Origin of the sequence: Faecalicatena contorta, assembly GCF_003149105.1 — a bacterium.
Lineage (GTDB): Bacteria > Bacillota > Clostridia > Lachnospirales > Lachnospiraceae > Muricomes > Muricomes contortus_C.
In genome coordinates this window covers 53,310-70,651 of sequence record NZ_QGDS01000008.1, presented here as the reverse complement: position 1 = coordinate 70,651, position 17,342 = coordinate 53,310, and the positions used below count along the sequence as shown (strand labels likewise).

At 41.4% G+C, this 17,342-nt stretch carries 20 protein-coding genes; 2 read left to right on the top strand and 18 right to left on the bottom strand.

Annotated features, from left to right (window positions below; genetic code table 11):
* Positions 1 to 49: 49 nt before the first annotated feature.
* The 13 genes from A8805_RS13795 to A8805_RS13735 all read right to left on the bottom strand — a co-directional run bounded on the left by A8805_RS13795 (position 50) and on the right by A8805_RS13735 (position 10,516).
* A complete protein-coding gene (locus A8805_RS13795) occupies positions 50 to 199 on the bottom strand; it encodes an NUMOD4 domain-containing protein (RefSeq protein WP_181392844.1) in 150 nt (49 codons plus the stop codon).
* Positions 200 to 283: 84 nt separating this feature from the next.
* Positions 284 to 580, bottom strand: coding sequence for a hypothetical protein (locus tag A8805_RS13790; protein WP_109712104.1), 297 nt, complete (start codon positions 578 to 580; stop codon positions 284 to 286).
* 76 nt (positions 581 to 656) lie between these two features.
* Positions 657 to 3,236 carry a phage tail spike protein gene (locus A8805_RS13785; protein WP_109712102.1) on the bottom strand — a complete coding sequence of 860 codons (2,580 nt, stop codon included), beginning with the start codon at positions 3,234 to 3,236 and terminating at the stop codon, positions 657 to 659.
* A complete protein-coding gene (locus A8805_RS13780) occupies positions 3,236 to 4,768 on the bottom strand; it encodes a distal tail protein Dit (RefSeq protein WP_109712100.1) in 1,533 nt (510 codons plus the stop codon). The genes A8805_RS13785 and A8805_RS13780 overlap by 1 nt, the downstream gene beginning before the upstream one ends.
* A complete protein-coding gene (locus tag A8805_RS13775; protein ID WP_109712098.1) occupies positions 4,761 to 6,992 on the bottom strand; it encodes a phage tail protein in 2,232 nt (743 codons plus the stop codon). Before A8805_RS13775 ends, A8805_RS13780 begins: the two co-directional genes overlap by 8 nt.
* A complete protein-coding gene (locus A8805_RS22175; RefSeq protein WP_207657704.1) occupies positions 6,979 to 7,278 on the bottom strand; it encodes a hypothetical protein in 300 nt (99 codons plus the stop codon). The genes A8805_RS13775 and A8805_RS22175 overlap by 14 nt, the downstream gene beginning before the upstream one ends.
* Before the next feature lie 41 nt (positions 7,279 to 7,319).
* Entirely contained in the window at positions 7,320 to 7,691 is a 372-nt protein-coding gene (locus A8805_RS13765) for a tail assembly chaperone (RefSeq protein ID WP_109712094.1), read from the bottom strand.
* Positions 7,692 to 7,705: 14 nt separating this feature from the next.
* A complete protein-coding gene (locus A8805_RS13760; RefSeq protein WP_207657703.1) occupies positions 7,706 to 8,239 on the bottom strand; it encodes a phage major tail protein, TP901-1 family in 534 nt (177 codons plus the stop codon).
* A 20-nt stretch (positions 8,240 to 8,259) separates the two neighbouring features.
* Positions 8,260 to 8,877: a DUF4355 domain-containing protein gene (locus A8805_RS13755; protein ID WP_207657702.1), complete on the bottom strand. Its 618-nt coding sequence runs from the start codon at positions 8,875 to 8,877 to the stop codon at positions 8,260 to 8,262.
* A gap of 103 nt (positions 8,878 to 8,980) precedes the next feature.
* Positions 8,981 to 9,382, bottom strand: a complete 402-nt coding sequence (locus A8805_RS13750) for a ribosomal-processing cysteine protease Prp (protein ID WP_242992400.1) — start codon at positions 9,380 to 9,382, stop codon at positions 8,981 to 8,983.
* 13 nt (positions 9,383 to 9,395) lie between these two features.
* Entirely contained in the window at positions 9,396 to 9,881 is a 486-nt protein-coding gene (locus A8805_RS13745) for a hypothetical protein (protein ID WP_109712090.1), read from the bottom strand.
* Positions 9,841 to 10,065, bottom strand: coding sequence for a hypothetical protein (locus A8805_RS13740; protein WP_109712088.1), 225 nt, complete (start codon positions 10,063 to 10,065; stop codon positions 9,841 to 9,843). The genes A8805_RS13745 and A8805_RS13740 overlap by 41 nt, the downstream gene beginning before the upstream one ends.
* Before the next feature lie 244 nt (positions 10,066 to 10,309).
* Positions 10,310 to 10,516 carry a helix-turn-helix domain-containing protein gene (locus A8805_RS13735; protein ID WP_109712086.1) on the bottom strand — a complete coding sequence of 69 codons (207 nt, stop codon included), beginning with the start codon at positions 10,514 to 10,516 and terminating at the stop codon, positions 10,310 to 10,312.
* Between the two features lie 203 nt (positions 10,517 to 10,719).
* Here A8805_RS13735 and A8805_RS13730 point away from each other — a divergent pair, with 203 nt between their 5' ends.
* Positions 10,720 to 11,046 carry a helix-turn-helix domain-containing protein gene (locus A8805_RS13730; RefSeq protein ID WP_109712084.1) on the top strand — a complete coding sequence of 109 codons (327 nt, stop codon included), beginning with the start codon at positions 10,720 to 10,722 and terminating at the stop codon, positions 11,044 to 11,046.
* Between the two features lie 16 nt (positions 11,047 to 11,062).
* Positions 11,063 to 11,794 (top strand): ImmA/IrrE family metallo-endopeptidase, encoded by a 732-nt coding sequence (locus A8805_RS13725; protein WP_109712082.1) that lies wholly within the window; start codon positions 11,063 to 11,065, stop codon positions 11,792 to 11,794.
* A gap of 306 nt (positions 11,795 to 12,100) precedes the next feature.
* Here the strand turns inward: A8805_RS13725 and A8805_RS13720 are convergent, their stop codons facing one another.
* From A8805_RS13720 to A8805_RS13700, 5 genes are all read right to left on the bottom strand, one after another.
* Positions 12,101 to 12,391: a hypothetical protein gene (locus A8805_RS13720; protein WP_109712080.1), complete on the bottom strand. Its 291-nt coding sequence runs from the start codon at positions 12,389 to 12,391 to the stop codon at positions 12,101 to 12,103.
* A gap of 346 nt (positions 12,392 to 12,737) precedes the next feature.
* Complete coding sequence (locus tag A8805_RS13715) at positions 12,738 to 13,664, bottom strand: alpha/beta fold hydrolase (RefSeq protein ID WP_109712078.1); 927 nt, start codon at positions 13,662 to 13,664, stop codon at positions 12,738 to 12,740.
* Between the two features lie 8 nt (positions 13,665 to 13,672).
* Entirely contained in the window at positions 13,673 to 15,043 is a 1,371-nt protein-coding gene (locus tag A8805_RS13710; protein WP_109712310.1) for a citrate/2-methylcitrate synthase, read from the bottom strand.
* A gap of 197 nt (positions 15,044 to 15,240) precedes the next feature.
* On the bottom strand, positions 15,241 to 16,116 hold the full coding sequence (rsmA, locus tag A8805_RS13705; protein WP_109712076.1) for a 16S rRNA (adenine(1518)-N(6)/adenine(1519)-N(6))-dimethyltransferase RsmA: 876 nt from the start codon (positions 16,114 to 16,116) through the stop codon (positions 15,241 to 15,243).
* A gap of 169 nt (positions 16,117 to 16,285) precedes the next feature.
* Positions 16,286 to 17,050, bottom strand: coding sequence for a TatD family hydrolase (locus tag A8805_RS13700; protein WP_109712074.1), 765 nt, complete (start codon positions 17,048 to 17,050; stop codon positions 16,286 to 16,288).
* Positions 17,051 to 17,342: the final 292 nt, after the last annotated feature.

The window sequence follows — 17,342 nt, the reverse complement described above, 5'->3', positions numbered from 1 at the left end:
CTATGTATTGACAAGGTTTTTGCTTTTCCATCTTTGCTTAGATGTGCCCTTAGATATCCATTCTTTTAGTCTTGATTTTCAATAATATTCCGGGTCTGATATGATTTCTTTTATCAATCCTTTCAAAGCACTTTACTCTGCCCAGGTTACCTACTTGATATACTCCTTCATATCCATGTATATCTCTCCAGATCTCCATAAGCATTTTTCTCCCATTTATTAAATCTTAACTGCCCGGATACCTGCGCATTTTGCCCATTCTTTCCAGTCTCTATTCTTCATTCTATTTCTCCTTTCCCTGAGACTCTGTTGGCAATGCCATTAGCGCCTCATACATTTGTGTTCCTACGCCATTACCCTTTAGTGTGTGATACTGCTGGTATTCGTCTTCTAACGCCTGTTTGACGTACAGAGGACAATATCTCAAATCATCATGGTATTTGTTATATAGCCGTATCAAATCGGCTCTGAGCAACGCCCTTATCCCCTTACGGGTGGCGGATATTTGTTTGTACATGTATCCCATGCCACCTGTCATAAAAATAATTAACTGCCAATTGTTTGAGATAAACTCAATCATGTAACTTCCTCCTGATGTTTTTATGCATAAAAAGAAGATCTTTCGGTCCCGATCTGATTCTCATATCAGCCTCTCCCTATGCAAGGGGCGTAAAACTTATAGAATTGCTGGTGCCAGTTTGTGATTCTATATTTTTAAGAATCATTCCTTGTTTGACAAAAGTAACGGCATGAGTGTTTCCAGTAGCCCCAGAAGAAGCCGTACTAGCCTGGATGTCTACGTAGTTAATTTCATCAGCCCCATATAGTCGAGCCCGAATCCAACTATTAGTGCTGTAACTAGCCCCAAGTCGTAAATAACCATCACTTGGAAACACGTATCGAGTTTGCCCCATTAAATTAACAGCCGTCCCAAGCTTGTTTTTAACAATTTTATCATTAAGCACGCGCCCTTGATACGATGAAAGAGCCTCTCCATTAGCATAGCCGGTTGCCCCTAGGTCATTGCGCGTTTTGACGTGGCCGTAATTCGCTGTGGTGCCTACTCCATAACCGGTACCTGAACTTGCGTGATTAGTGGGTGCCTTCTCATTTAATTTGGTTGGAGATAAAACATTTGTACTTAATAAATTTTCATTCGCATCCCTGTCAACAAACCAAATTCCACTATAGTCAAACCACACGTGTCCGCTTCCCGTCTTTACCCAATTAGACGTAGATGCATTGCTTTGATTTTCAAATTCTATATCAATCTTTCCACCTGTTATTGTCGTTGTTCCCACGAGTCTGTTATGCATTCCTGTTGAAGCAGTAAAGTCATTTTTAAAAACAGCACCGTCAAACTCATATCCCTTAAAGCTATCAGCTTCAATGTTATCCGCCCGCAACTTAAAGAGTGCCCAGGCTGAACCTGTCCAGCGGTATGTAGCATTTTTAATTAACCCTGCTACGGTTCCGGTATGTTTCCACAGCATTCCCTCATACTTGGTTGGCGGCTCCGTAGGCAGTTCCAAAATGCCCATCGGGTCACCCTTGTCTCCTTTTCCTCCTGAATCCCCCTTCTCTCCTTGCGGCCCCTGGGTACCTTGTTCGCCTTGCGGACCTTCTACTTTCACCCAGCTATACATACTAGGGTTGTTTGAGTCCGTAGATATGAAATCCACGTAATACCCCATCCACTTTCCGGGTTCTTCCCCGTTGTTTCCTGTGAATGTCTGCCCTCCATCGTCCGAATACTTAATATGCAAGTACTGTGTCTTCCCATTCTCTCCGTCCGATACATCTGCAATAGTTACCTCTGCGAAACATTTTAATTCTCCTGTGGCGTTTAATGCCTCAACCCGGTATACGGCTTTTTCCATCACATCCGCAGCGTTTACTGTAATATTTGCATTGGTGGATATTGCCACACCATCCTTGTACCATTGTAAGGACAACTGGTTTGTTACAATGGCGGTTCCTCTGGATACTCTGACGGTCAAATTAGTACTACCTTCACCGTTTTTAAAGACAAGCCCATTAGTTGTAATAATATCTGCTGTATACGGTATTGCCCCCTGTATAAGTGCTTCTAGCCTGCTCTGTATGCTGGCAGACAATTTGTTTTCAAGAGCCCGGATGTTTGAAAATGTAGTCTTATTCTTATCTGGCTGCGAAAAAGATATTTCCTGCTCACTCACACGGGCCTCTAAAAGCAATAATGGAGTAAATCCAGAATCATGCATTTTAATGGTGTCCCCTATGTCTAATTCCATAAATCCATCCACCTCATAAGTAATTGCTGGCATATAAACAGACTTTAGCTTTGCCAGCGCCTGACTATACAGCGTATTGACATTATTTGTCTCATAAGTCCAATCCAGATTGATATATTTGTCCCCTGTAGGGTTTGTCATCTGGGAGGGATAATCATCCCGCATGGAAGGACAATAAATATGTGTATCGCCCGTAGGACTCTTAAATAAAACATTTCCGTTTGCATCCAGCTCTGTCTTGTCCAATGCTGCTATGGTAAGCCCATCTGTACCGATAGGCTTGATTGCCGTATATAGCCCTGTCTTGTCAACAGTTCTTCGGATTTCTTTGATTTGCTTGCCGTAATAGAGCGTTAAATCATTTCGTCTGGTCCCTACACCTTGATAATTGTCATCGTGTTTCCGGTAGATATTAAGCATAATCTTATCCAATGTTCCGTCACGATTCAGATGTGTCACAAATTCGCATTCTGCATCGAATTTATTCACCAGGGACAGCAGCCTTGCTAATTTTGTGTCCGTACCTGTCCATTCCAGAGTCCGGGATAAGGAAGAGACTTCATTGATCCCGATTTCAAGTTGTGCAAGGTGCAGGTCAAGAGGGTACGTGGAAAAATACTGGGCGAATGTCTTTGCGGATTCCGCCTTATATTCCTTGCTTGTTTCATTTAAAAGTTCAAGATTCAAATTCTCACAATAGCAGGTAAGATTCGATTCCGTCTCTTCCACTTTCATTATATTAAAAAGGTAATTTTTTCCTCTGTATCGAAACGATACATACCCTTTTTCATTCAAAAAAAGGGTATCTGGATGTCCTGTTTTGGGTACAGAAAAATCAAATGTACTGGTTGCCTCTGTTAAATACCGATGCCACGTCTCATTAAAATAATGCAGGGTATTGGGTTTCTCGTTATCCAAAAAGGTTACCCGGCTTAATGTTTTGTCGTGTACGCTTATTAGCATTATATCCACCTCTTTCTGTATTCCACAGTAACTGTTGGCTTAGTTTGACACCAGGGGGACGGATAAAACTCTATGTCTGTTTCTCCAATTGGGAGCATGGCAAATTCACTGCCATCTACAAGTTCATTGTTTGCTGGAAGTCCGTTTACTGTGATGCTGTCTGATTCCGTGTCCACCACAATTTCACTGTCTGCTCCGTATCTGTTGGGGATGTCTTTTATTTTATTTACATAGTCCTTGCGACCACGTAACTCGCTGAGCCTGCATACAGTAACATATTGCGATGATGTTATATTTCTGGTTCCGTATTGCCCGATAAACACCTGTACACCCATAACCTTTGTATTGGCCAGTTCTGGTACATTTGCTTCATAGTACCGCCCAAAATAGAAAAAGCGTATCCTGCCTCCCTCTTTTAAAAGGTCCTCATAACCTTTGGAGTAAATAAAATGGTTGTCCTTTTCATAGATGGAGGGAACGAAATCTATCCTGAATACTTCTTTTCGGGTATTCCCGCCGACCCAACCTTGCACATATGCCTTATTTCCTGTTGTGTCCTCTTTGTGTACCTCGAAACCAGCAATTAAGTTACCGCCTGCATCTACCAGCATGACCTGTATCAGACCTGTCTGTCCCATGAGCCCTGTCATGAAATGCAGCCGAAACCATAGATAAAAGTTTTTCGCCCCAACCTCTCCGTTACTGTCAGCAGGGAGATTCCATTGACAGCTCCCCCCGTGCCAGTGCGTGCCGCTACCTGCTGTTTTGAGCCTTAAGTATCCGTCACTGCCAAGCTCCAGTGTGCCATTGGTAAGGATTGCGGGATTCTTCGCATTTACTCCTGCATATGGTTTAAAGTCAGTTATCCCGGCTGTAAGGACTTCGCTACGTGTATAAGGTTCTACATCTGCCTCATCACGGTTTCCTATTTCAAGTGCACCGCCTTTTTGGACGATGCCTAAATAGCCGTTTTCCGTCGCGTGCTTTATCCGGTATACTGGGTATACCTCTGCACTTCCATCATTATTTACATGAGCGGTCAGTATACCATTTTCTGTGACTGCTGTATCCGAATTCAGCATATCGGATATCAGGTGAGGATCAGGACAGTAAAATGCCATTTCTCCAACCACCGATATCTGCCCTGAATCGGGTTCATCTACTGTAACAAGTGTACCAACATAATGCGCATTTGGTTCATCTGCAAACCTTAATTTCCGGTTATCTCCTTTGCAGAAATTCTTTAACTGCCGATATTGCGCCATGAAAGCAGATGCTGTACTTGCCTGTAGAGAAAACTTCACGGTGATTGTTCTATCAGGCTGCCTTTTTCCATAGTACTCCATCCCATCAATGCCAACGGGTCGGTCTTCATCCGTTACATTGTATTCCAGGCTTTCACGTCCACTTACTGCAAGTGTACGATAACCAGCTATATGATTTTCTATATATTCCCCATCAATGGATAATGCCTCCGACAGGAGGGGGCCCATTGATGGCCCGTGTTCTTTTGTATCTTTAAAATTATACATGTGTCATGCCTCCTAATCGATTTTTTCTTCTACTGTCAAAATTGTTTTTTTCTTCTACATACTCCGCAGTTCCATAACCCACTTCTCTACCATCCAAATTAACCGGTACTTCAAATACATACCTTGTCTTTTGGGTAAACGCAGCTCCATTGCTAAGCAATTCTGCATCTCTTGCATTTAATGTCGCTCCGATTGCTACTGTTCCGCTTGATACGATACCATTAAAATCAATGGCATTGTTTCCGTAATCCTGCAAATACCCTATTTCTCTCATTACAGTACCTGTCAAGGAAGAGGCAGCATTAACCACCTTAGACATAGACTTGTCAATACCACCTGCAATACCTACATCCAGCATTTTGCCTACCCATATCCCCCAACGTGAAGGTGAATGTATTCCAAAATAGCCAAGAACCTTGTCCTTAAAGCCTCCCAGAACACCACTGGCGGCCTCCCATAGAGCTCCTGCCGCTGATGATATACCGTTTGCAATACCGCTTATGATATTCAGACCGATAGAGCGCCAATCCGTTCCCTTAATTTTGTTAATAACCTCCACGACCAGATTCCCTACCGTCGAAATAAGCGCCGGAATTGACTGAATCAATCCAGCTATTAACTGTGCTATGATTTGTACCCCAGCATTTAAAACCTGTGGTAAGCTCGTGATGATTCCTTTTACAATCTCCACAATAAACTGCACTGCAGCATTAAGTATTTGTGGAAGATTATTAATCAGTCCCTCAACCAGTGTTGTGACAATCATTACTGCTGAACCGAGCACTGTTGGTAAACTATTGGCAAGCCCTGTAACGAAACCTGTCATTGCTTCCAGCGCTGCGACAATAAGCACCGGAAGTGCTTGTACAATACCCTCTGCCAGCTTTTGCAGTATCTCCAATCCCATGCTTAAGATAGTGGGCAAATTGGCTGTCATCTGCTCTGAAAAAGTGTTGATAATGCTCACCACACTGTCAAGCAGCAGGTTCATATTGCTTAGGATACCATCAACTAATGACATAAGAATACCCAGTCCACAAATCAATAACTGCGGCACAAGGGATATAATCTGATTAATCAGTGTTGTCACTAACGTAATTGCTCCCTGTAACAGTATATCCATATTAGACGTAACTCCCTGCACAACGGCTGTCAGGATGTTCATTCCTGCCTGTACAACCGTGGGCAATAAGGCACTTATTGTCATCATCAGCATATTTAACAGTTTTGCACCGGATTCAGCCAGCGCAGGAATACTGCTCGTAATGCCAGATACTAAATTGTTAATAATCTCCGGCCCTTTTGTCGTTACTATCTGAATCATACTGTCAATCTGCGAACCAAATTGCTGATATACTGCCCCGAGTCCGATAACGACCAATCCCAGTATTGCTGCTGGTCCAATAACAGCCAATGCCAACTGGAATACAGACATCAGACCCTTCACCATTGCACTCAATGCCTGCATACCCACACCTGCAGACTTTTTTAGACCGTTTCCAATCCCAGAACCCAAAGCTGAAAACATGCCTCCTACTTTGCCGGCTGCTCCATCAATTTTGTCATACACGCTCTCTGGCAAGATGTCCATCATTTTTAGCTGAACATTTTCAACCATTTTCCCAACTGGTGCTGTTATCTTCGAACCTAAATTCGAAAATTTTCCTCCTATTTTACCGGCTACTCCATCTATTTTGTCATACACACTCTCCGGTAAGATGTCCATCATTTTTAACTGGACTTTTTCAACAGCTCCATGTACTCCGGCGGGCAACTTTTTAAAAACCGCTATTGTCTTATCAATACCTGCTTTAGATACACTTGCCAACTTTTCAATACCTGATTTATATACACTTGTGAACTTCTCAACCGAACTCTGCATCAAAGTGGTCATTGCCCCCATTCCCTTTGATACTTTACTTACAACAGGAAGTATTTTTTCTAAGGTAAGGTTATTCAGTGATGGCACCATTGATTTAATTGTATCCGTAATAAGAGCTAACTGTTTTTCTGCTGTGTCTGCCCCAGCAAAGGAATTTAAAAAGTCCTCTACTTGCTTAGATGAACCCTCAACAGCTTCCAGTATCTTTGTGAATGCCCCTTCGATTTTCGATAAGTCGTTTACTTTCAATATCTTATCAATGCCACCTAGCGTATTTGCCATCTTGGAAATACCGCTTTTATCAACTGCGCTTAAAATTGCTTCTGCGCTATAGCTCTCCATTATTACCTCCTTTCTGCCTGCGCACAGCCTGCATAATACGATCATTCAACAGCTTAGGCCGGTCTCCCATGTTCAACATATTTCTTTCAGCCTTTTCATAATCAAAGAACTGTTTAAATGTTCTGTAGAAAGGCTTTCCATTTTTCTTGGTTGCCCCAACCTGCCTGCTGACCCATGCCTGCTTATGCATGGCGGCCTCCCGATCGAGGTATCTCAATCGGAAGGCTTTCATGCGCAGTTCGTATTCATACATGGTTGTGCGATCAATTTCTAAAAAATCATTCATATTCAGATATCGCATACAATTGACCACGATATCCTCATAAGTTAGGCTTTCTTTATTTTCTTCTCTTCCTTCTCCATCTCTTCCAACAGATTCGCTACCTTTAGCTTGGTAGCATTTGACTTTTTTAGCTCAGTCACCACACTGTCAAACAGATTTTCGATGTCCGTGTCTTTGTTGTCAATGTACCCATCCAACTCGGACTGTTTAATTCTGGGCGTTTCCGTTTCATTGGCAGCGTAGAGCAGGTCAGATAACGCCACAACGTCACGCATAATCAACTTAGGCATTTCCGACTCTAACCCCATTCCAAATTTGATTCCGCTCTTCTCAAAAGAGTTCTTGCCGTCCAATTTACGGACGAATCCAATCCCAAACCTAAAACCATATTCCTTACCATTAATTGTCAATTCCATGTACTATATCCTCCCTATTCGCCTTTTGGTGTATCCGCAAACACATAGTCTGCAATTTCCTGCTGTTCCAATGTGACAGTTACATCACCACGTTTTCCGGCTCCATTAATGCCGAATGTCAGTGATACTTCTGTAAAATCTTCTGCAGAAGAAGTCTTCTCAAAACTTGTTAAATAGCCCTGAAAATACATCCCTTTAAACTTGTTCTCTCCAGAAGATGCTTTTTCCTCAAGATTAGCCTCCCATATTTCAATCAGCTGGTCATTGTCCATCGCATCTTCGAGAGCATTAATCATGGTATCTCCCTTGGAAAGGATGGATGTTGCTGTGACCTCTACCTCTGCTGTCCCCGGTGTTCGGATACTCCCATCCTTTGTAGCTGTGCTTTCTGCATCTTTAGATTTTGTCCGCCCATTCTCAGTTGTAAAGGCAAGCAGTGTACCATCTGTAGTAGCCGCGTCGCTTTTAATCCTGTATAAATATACAATTTTCTTTCCCTGTACTGCCTCTGCAAATAACTGCAAATTCATTAATTCTTTTTTGTTCATATTCTTTTCCCTTTCTTTAACTAGAATCTATAATTTAGTTCCAAAGTTCCGTGTAACAACGGCTCTTCTGTGATATTATCCGGCAAATACACTACATGCCTTGCTTTGGATTTTATAGCCTCTTGGATTTCTGCATCCCAGGTTTCCTTTATACCCGCAATTGCATCCTTTCTTTTCCCGGCATCTTTAATGAATGCTATGTATTCCGCAAAAACGATTGGAAGATTCTGTTTCTGCAGATCTTCTTTCACTGCCATGAGAAGTTTTACCTTCTCAAATTCAGTCTTTTCAGCCTCAAACTCTTGCCGTTCTTTCTTTCGCTTATACTCTTCTCTTTCGCCCTTAGACATTTTGGAGAGCTTTTCGGCCTCAGAAAGTTTATCATCTGTAAGTGCCTGCCATTTCTGTTGCTTTTTCGTTACTGCCGTCTGTATAGCTTTCTGTACCCGGCGGTCAAACTCCGCTTGATTGCCATCACCCCTTAAAAATTCTTCAAAGGTCAGAGGTTCCTTCTCCTCCTTATCACCTGGGCTGTGTCTGCCCCTCGCTGCTCCGTCACCATTACTCCCATGAATCCCAGTGCCGTCTCCGCCCTCTGCAAATAGCTGCAGATTATAGGGTATCTTTATTACTCTCATTACTAAGTATGTTTTGTTTCTCATAACTTTCCTTTCCGCGCCCACTCCATTCACCGTCGTGCCCAGAGCATTCACTGTAGTTTAATGTCAGTTTCGGACAAAATTATGTAATCCGAACGTAATCCGGATAGGTATCCGCAATGCCGCAGACACCAATAAAAAAAGAATCTACCAACAATTTTGCTTTTTCTGATAAATCCTTTGTTTTTAAAATAAACACACCTGAATCCAATGTGTACTCTGGATTGTCCTCTACCAGATTATCCAGAGATGCGGCCAGTGTCTGACTCAATGCTGCCACCCCTGCACACACAATATCTTGACCTGATGGAGCATAACCCGCATGGCCAAATACTCTTATCTCATCCTTTAGGATACTTACTTCAATCAACCCACATCCCTCCTTAACAATCTTTTCTCTGTTGTTCTTATTTTCTAAAGCATCATCCGGCTTGTTCTCCTTGCCGATCTTCTTGCTCTTTCTTTCTCTTCCTGATGTTAGCATAATAGCACAGGTATTACTGACATGAGCTGACATCTTCCGGTATATCCAAATGTGTCAACGCACTCCCATGAAACCTATGGATTTGCCGCTCATCGTACCCCATCTGCTGTGCAATCTCCCAAAATTTCAACCCTTTTATGTATCGGTAAAACATCACATCACGCTCATTTTCATTCTGCAGCTGACCAATTCTCCATGAAATATCCTTATAAGTCTTTACCTGCCCAACACCCTCTTCGTAAAGTTTTTCCTCCAAAGCATCCAGATGCGCCACATATCCGGATAAGTCTTTCTGACTACGTGCATGTGGCATCCCGTCAATGTTCATGGATGGATTTTTTTTTATCCTGCGAACCTCCTCCAGTTCAGCCTCAATACGCTTTATCCTGCGTCCATGCCACAGATACCCCCGCAGATACTCTTTTTTCTTGTCATTCTCATTAGTAACTGAGTTTTCCTCAATCCTTGCCACCTGCACCCACTCCTTTTCCAATCTCATATTTCTCCGCCAGATATTCCAGCATATCCTTATGTTCCATCTGTCCGCCCTGCTGCTGTATCATAACCTCCGCCTGGTAAGGCTTCCGCTTGAATGTCTTCACTGCCCTCTTGGGGGGTGTTTCATTCTCAAGCCCCGCATAATGGTCACGGCTGTCCTGTTTAATTTTTTTCCTGGTTCTCAATGTATCACTCCTTTGTTAAAAACACTTCTTATATAAAACTCTGTATTCTTGTATGCCATTTACAAAATCCCTGCACGGATACATTCTGCTACACTCCATACAATATTCATAATGTCTGCATTGCCCGCACGTTTTTTCATTCAATGGCTTGCCCTCCTTCTAAAATTCAGCAATATTACTACATTGACTCTCGTTTCTAATAATGATATACTTCAAATATCGAACAAGAGTTTGGTTTTTACTGCTATATATCTCTTTCAAACAGATATGCTATTTCATATTCTGGAAAAAACACTCTTTTAATTAGTAGAACTTCGTCAATAGAAAATCCACACTTTACAGTACCATTAGCCTTATCTGACACAGTGTTAAGTTGACATTCAAGAAGTTCTGCCACCTGTTTAAAGGTAATCTTTTTTTCTTTCATTGCCTTTAATAAATTGCTGTACATGTAATCCTCCTTTCTTGATGTTTGGAAGTTCGAACTTTATATCACGATTATATTCGAATATTCATATTTTGTCAACACCAAATATACGAAATTACGAATATTTCGTGAGTAGAACTTAAAATCATTTGGTTCTCCGAATATTTTTGTTTACTTTCTTTGATTTATCATATATAATCAAATCATCTTAGAAAGAGGTGTAATACATGGAAAAGGCAAGAATACTCAATGAATTAATTAAAAAACAGGGATACAATCCCCGCTCCTTTGCTGAAAAATGCGGACTTCCATATACGACGGTATACACAATACTAAAAAATGGTGCTGGGAAAGCTAATGTTAATAATGTAATAGCAATGTGCAGAGCTTTAGGGATTACAGTAGAACAACTGGATGAAATGTCCAAAGGGGCACCAGCAACTCCTTATGAACCGTCCTATGAAGACGTGGAACTGTTAATTGCCCGCAATGGAAAGGAATTTTCTACAGAACAAAAAATGAAATTAATCAAACTTTTGTCCGAAATAGATTAAGTTAGGACTGATTTATTTGGATAACGATCAAATACTCGGAGCCACTATCAAGGTTTTTGCAGAATGCAATGTAAAATCATTTCCTATAGATTGCATAGCACTCCTAAAGTACTACGGATACAGGATATTTACCTATGATGAACTTTTGAACCGGAATGAAGAGTTGTATGAAATGTGTATGTGCTGTTCAGAAGATGCATTCAGAGATGGTAATTCAAGGATTATAGCTTACAACGCAAATAACCCCAAAGGGCGTGTACGCTTTTCCCTTATGCATGAACTTGGACACCATGTCATGCAGCATACAGGCGAGTCAGAGCGTAATGAACAGGAGGCGAATGCTTTTGCAAGTTACATATTAGCCCCACGAATGTCTATCCATTATTCCAAGTGCAGAAGTTTTGAAGATGTATCATATATTTTTGATGTATCATCTGAGGCTGCTGCTTACGCGTTTGATGATTATTGCAGGTGGTACAAGCGTGTCCTGACCTATAAAATGACATATTTAGATAAGGCTATGTATGGACAGTTCTATAATAAAGATATGGATTGTTTTATATGGAATATAAAACAATGTGATTTCTGCGGTAAAACACTTTATAATTCATATTATGATCACTGTGATTTTTGTTGTGTTCCAGAATTTGAACCAAAGCCTTGTTGCCCTTATGATTCGGATATGTCTGTTTTTGATATAGATTTGTTCAGGAGTTGGGAAAATAAGTGGCTTTACGGTGATTGTTAAATTGGTGTAATGCCTATTGGTTTTACATATTCATACTATTAAAGAATATCAATTGATTTAAGAGTTTCATAATAATTTTTCGTTTTCTTTTATACTTCTAACATATTTTGGACACAATTTTCTTTTATACTAGGTCTTAGATAGTTGATAAACAACTATCTCCCCCCTCATAAAGTAAAGACATCTTGGGGAGACCCAGGATGTCGCACTTTACTCTCATTCCTTTAGATAACTATAAAACAACAGAATCCCCGCGAACCTAAGGTTCTCGGGGATTCTGCTGTTTTGCAGTATATTATCTCAATATTATTTTTCCTTCTCTTTATCCGGAAATAAATCAGGCCGTAAATGAGTCATATCTGTTGGATTCTTCTCAACGCGGAGAATCGGATTCGGACAATATACATTATAAGTCTCCCTGGAATTCATCTTAATATATGTTCCCGGATCATTCAGGGCTTCTTCCTCTTCTTTTGTTGGTCTGGGCGGCCTTGTATAAACATATGCAATATGAGGATACAGGCTGTCTCCAGGAGTTTTTCCGAATACACTTTGCTTCGCATGGAAATATAAAGCTGTATAACCACCTGCATCCATATGCGCTAATCCCGGGGCAGGATTGGCCAGCAGGCCTGCAATATACTAATTAATTTAATTGAAACCCCCTCCGCCACTACTGAACATGTACTGTTAAATACCGAATTGATTGTGCGGGATTCAACTGCTGCACTTACAAACCTGAATAACAAATAACTCAGTCAGAAACAACACAAATGGTGAGTGATTTCATTAAAAACGTCTCTTTTACGCTTCTTATTATCAATTACTCACCATATAAGGTTACTTGTTATCTATTAAATTTATTTTCTTATTATATAAAAAGAGAACAGGTCAAGCCCTGTTCCCAAATCAACACCTCATATAAAGCATACTTCAGCTAAGATTATATTTTACTTTCCAGCCATTCGTACAAATCTTCATACACTTGTTTTCTGTCCGTCTCATTGAGCAGTTCATGCCTGTCCCCGGCATATAACCGCAAAGTAACATCCTGGATGCCTGCTGCCTTATATTTCTCGTAAATCTTCCTGACTCCCTTGCCAAACCCGCCCACGGGGTCCTCAGCTCCTGCAGCAATCAGTATAGGCAAAATCTTTGGTATCATATAGATACTCTCTTTTTTCTGCATCTGAAGCATACCACCGAACATATGATAATATGCATTCACGGTAAACATGAAGGAGCAGAGGGGATCTGCCGCATACATGTCCAGCATCTGAACATCACTGGTTACCCAGTCCGTCCTGGTCCTTGCAGGCTTATAACCCTTATTATACCCCCCTATAGCCAGCTTATCAATTAGCTTACTGCGGTAATGCCATCCTTTGAAAGCCGCCATAATACGGCACATGCGCTTTGTAAGACGCAGTGCTGCACGTTTTTGATCTGATACCACACCAATAAGGATAATGCCGCTCAAACCATTGCCATACATCTGGATATATTGACGTACAAGTGCGGAACCCATGCTGTGGCCCAGCATAAAATAAGGAACCTTTGGATATTTTTTAGCTGTCCGCTGGCGAAGCGTATGCATATCTCCCAATATACACGCGTTCCCATACTTCTCGTTAAAATATCCATATTCTGTTTTACTTTGTACAGACTTCCCATGCCCTAAATGGTCATTCCCAACTACATAGTATCCCTGCCGGCACAGGAAATCCGCAAATTCATCATAGCGGTTCACATATTCAACCATTCCATGACAAAGCTGCAAAACAGCTTTTACTTCGCCCTCCGGCTTCCATTCAATTGTATGAATCTCTGTATTTCCATCCTTCGACGGGAAGTAAAATTCATCTTTCATCTCAACATCTACCTGTCATCTAATTTTATGTAATCACGATAAGGTGCAAGCGGCTTATATGCCGGGCGAATAATCTTATCTACATTCTTAAGCTCTTCCAGTCTGTGCGCGCTCCATCCAACAATACGGGCTGCTGCAAATATTGGAGTGTATAATGCCGGCGGAAGATCCAACATGCCATACACAAGGCCACTGTAAAAGTCCACATTCGCATTGACCCCTTTATACATCCTGCGTTTCTCGCCGATAATCTCCGGCGCCATATTCTCCACTTTCTCGTACAGGGCATATTCTGCTTCATAACCCTTTTCTGTTGCAAGCTTCTTAACAAATGCTTTAAAAATATCCGCTCTTGGATCGGACATAGAATAAACTGCATGACCCATTCCATAAATCAGCCCTTTTTTATCAAAAGCTTTCTTATCCAGCAAATCAACCAGGTACTGGCGTATCTGACTGTCATCTTCCCAGTTCGTCAGATTACTCTTCATATCCTCAAACATCTGCGTTACCTTTATATTGGCACCGCCGTGTTTCGGCCCTTTCAAAGATGCCATGGCTGCCGCAATTGTTGAATAAGTGTCTGTACCTGAAGATGTTACAACATGAGTTGTAAACGTAGAGTTGTTACCGCCGCCATGATCCATGTGGAGCACTAGGGCCATATCCAGAATCTGAGCTTCCAGCTTTGTATACTGCCTGTCCTCACGAAGCATCATGAGAATGTTTTCTGCCATAGACAGCTCCGGGTAAGGTGCATATATATACAAGTCTTCACCTCTTCTATAATTATATGCATGATAACCGTAAACCATGAGCATAGGGAACTGGCTGATTAAATTCAAAGACTGGCGCAGTACATTTGGAATCGATGTGTCATCTGCATTTTTATCATAAGAATACAAGTTCAGGATACATCTGGAAATGCTATTCATCATATCCCGGCTTGGTGCTTTCATAATTACATCACGTACAAAATTCGGAGGAAGCGTTCTGCGTTCTGCAAGTATATCCTGAAATTCCTTTAACTGTACCGCATTGGGCAGGTTACCAAACAGGAGAAGGTACGCTGTCTCCTCAAATCCCGGATGCTCCGCGTCCAGAAAACCTTTTACAAGATCTTTGATATTATAACCACGATAGTAGAGGTTTCCCTCGCAGGGAACTTCCTTCCCGTCCACAATCTTACTGGCACATACATCCGATATATTTGTTAAACCTGCCAGTACGCCTTTACCATTTAAGTCTCGCAGGCCTCTTTTCACCTCGTATTTCGTGTAAAGCTCTTTTTCGATTGCATTGTTCTCCTCACAGATACGAGCTAACTCTTCAATCCTGGGGGTGTTTTCAAAAAAGATATTATCAATGTCCTTTTTCATTTTTACCATAAAACCTCTCCTTTCCTTTTATCATTCTATTCACTTGTCCGACTCAATTATTATACTAAAAAAGCCCTTTTTATACAATGAAATGTCTATAAAATCTTTATGAACTTGCCCAAAATAGAGATATTTTCCAAAAATCAGGCTGTTTTTGCTTTAATATGCCCTAAAACATGCTTTAGGACGTAACATTTTTACGCTCTGTTACGCCCTAAAGTATTGCTTAATACCGCAAACTCTTCCAATGTTAGTGCTTCTCCCCGTACGCTTGCACCCTTTCCGAGACTCCGTATGGAAGTTTCTATCTCTTCTTTTGAAAAATCCAACTCCGACGAATTTTTCAATCCATTAGCCAAGGTTTTCCTTCTTTGATTGAAAGATGCCCTGATAATTTTAAACATGAACTTCTCATTATCCACTTGTACCGGTGGCTTTTCATACCTGTCCAGGCGTATGACCGCGGAACCGACTTTCGGCCTGGGCATAAAACAATTAGGCGGTACATTTGCTACAATGTATGGTTTTGCATAATATTGTACAGCTAGAGACAGTGCGCCGTAATCCTTGCTTCCCGGCCCTACCTGCATCCTCTCCGCCACCTCTTTTTGTACCATAACGGTGATACTTTTCAAAGGAACATGATTTTCAAACAGCCCCATGATAATAGGTGTCGTAATGTAATAAGGCAGGTTTGCAACAACCTTTATCGGCTTCCCCCCATTCTCCCGCTCTGCAAGTCCGGCTATATCCACTTTCAGGATATCTTCATTCAACACTGTTACATTTTCATAATCTTCCAGCGTTTCCTCCAGGATAGGAATCAGTGCCCGGTCAATCTCAACTGCTGTCACCCGGCCTGCCGCCTGTGCCAGATATTGAGTCATTGTTCCAATCCCAGGCCCGATTTCCAATACCATGTCCTCACTGGAAATTTCCGCCGAACGGATAATTTTATTCAATACATGTGTATCTATAAGGAAGTTCTGTCCAAACTTCTTCTGAAATACAAAATGATACTTCTGCAGAACCGCTATTGTATTCTGTGGATTTCCTAATGTGGGCTCCTTCATAAGCTCCTCCTTCAAAACGCAGTTTCCTGAATCAGTATAATATACTTTTACCCATGGGGCAACTTAAAACCTGGAGTTTCCTGATATATCAGAAGGGGAATCTGCAAAAGCATTCCGCTTATGATAAAGAAAATGGCAGACTTTATTCTATGGAAAAATTATCAGACTCTTACTCCATACCATACAGTCTCCTGGCATTTTTCTCTGTCTGCGCAACCACCTCTTCGTAAGAAACCCCTTTCAATTCTGAAATCTGTTCTGCCACATAAATCAGGTTTAAAGAAGAGTTTCTTTTTCCCCTGTTTGGTACCGGCGCCAGATAAGGGCAGTCTGTTTCAAGCACTAAAAATTCCAGAGGAATCTCTTTTACCACTTCTTTCAGCTTTTTTGCATTTTGAAATGTCACTACTCCACCAATTCCAATAAAAAATCCCATCTTCACATACTCCCTTGCCAGTTCTGCTGAGTAAGAAAAGCAATGAATAACTCCCTGAAGTTTCCCCCCATATTTTTTCATAATCTCAAGTGTATCTGCCGCAGCGTCCCGGCTGTGGATAATCACGGGCATTTCCAGTTCCTTCGCCAGCTCCAGCTGTCGGATGAACCACTCCTTCTGCTCCTCATGGCTCTCTTTATCCCAATAATAGTCCAGACCAATTTCACCCAAGGCAACTATCTTTTCTTCTTGTAGAATCGTTCTCAACCGATTAAAGTTCTCTTCGTTCAACTCGCCTACATCATCAGGATGAACTCCAACTGCCCCGTACACAAAAGGATACCTTGCCGTCAAGTTCCGGATATCCTCCCAGGATGACACATCTGAACCTGCATTAACAATAGTTCCGACTCCGTCTTCCTGCATGGATAATAGCAATTCCTCTCTGTCCTCATCAAACTGCTCATCATCATAATGTGCATGTGTATCAAAAATCATGATTTACTTCCTCCATAAAATAAACAATATAATTTCCTGTTATATAAAAATCAGCCGGCTTAAAACAACGCGACTCAAATCTCTTCTAACTCTTTTCACGATTATAGCACAACTTTAATATTCTTTTCACTTATTTTATTAGCATACCCTCCTTTTCCCATATTCCATGTTATTATATATTCATTCTTTCCGTACAGCTTGGCTGTACTTAGCAGGCTCACAGCGCCTTCTTCATTACTCTCGCCACTTCTTTCATTATAATCCGTTTCTTTTTACCCTTGATAATATTAAA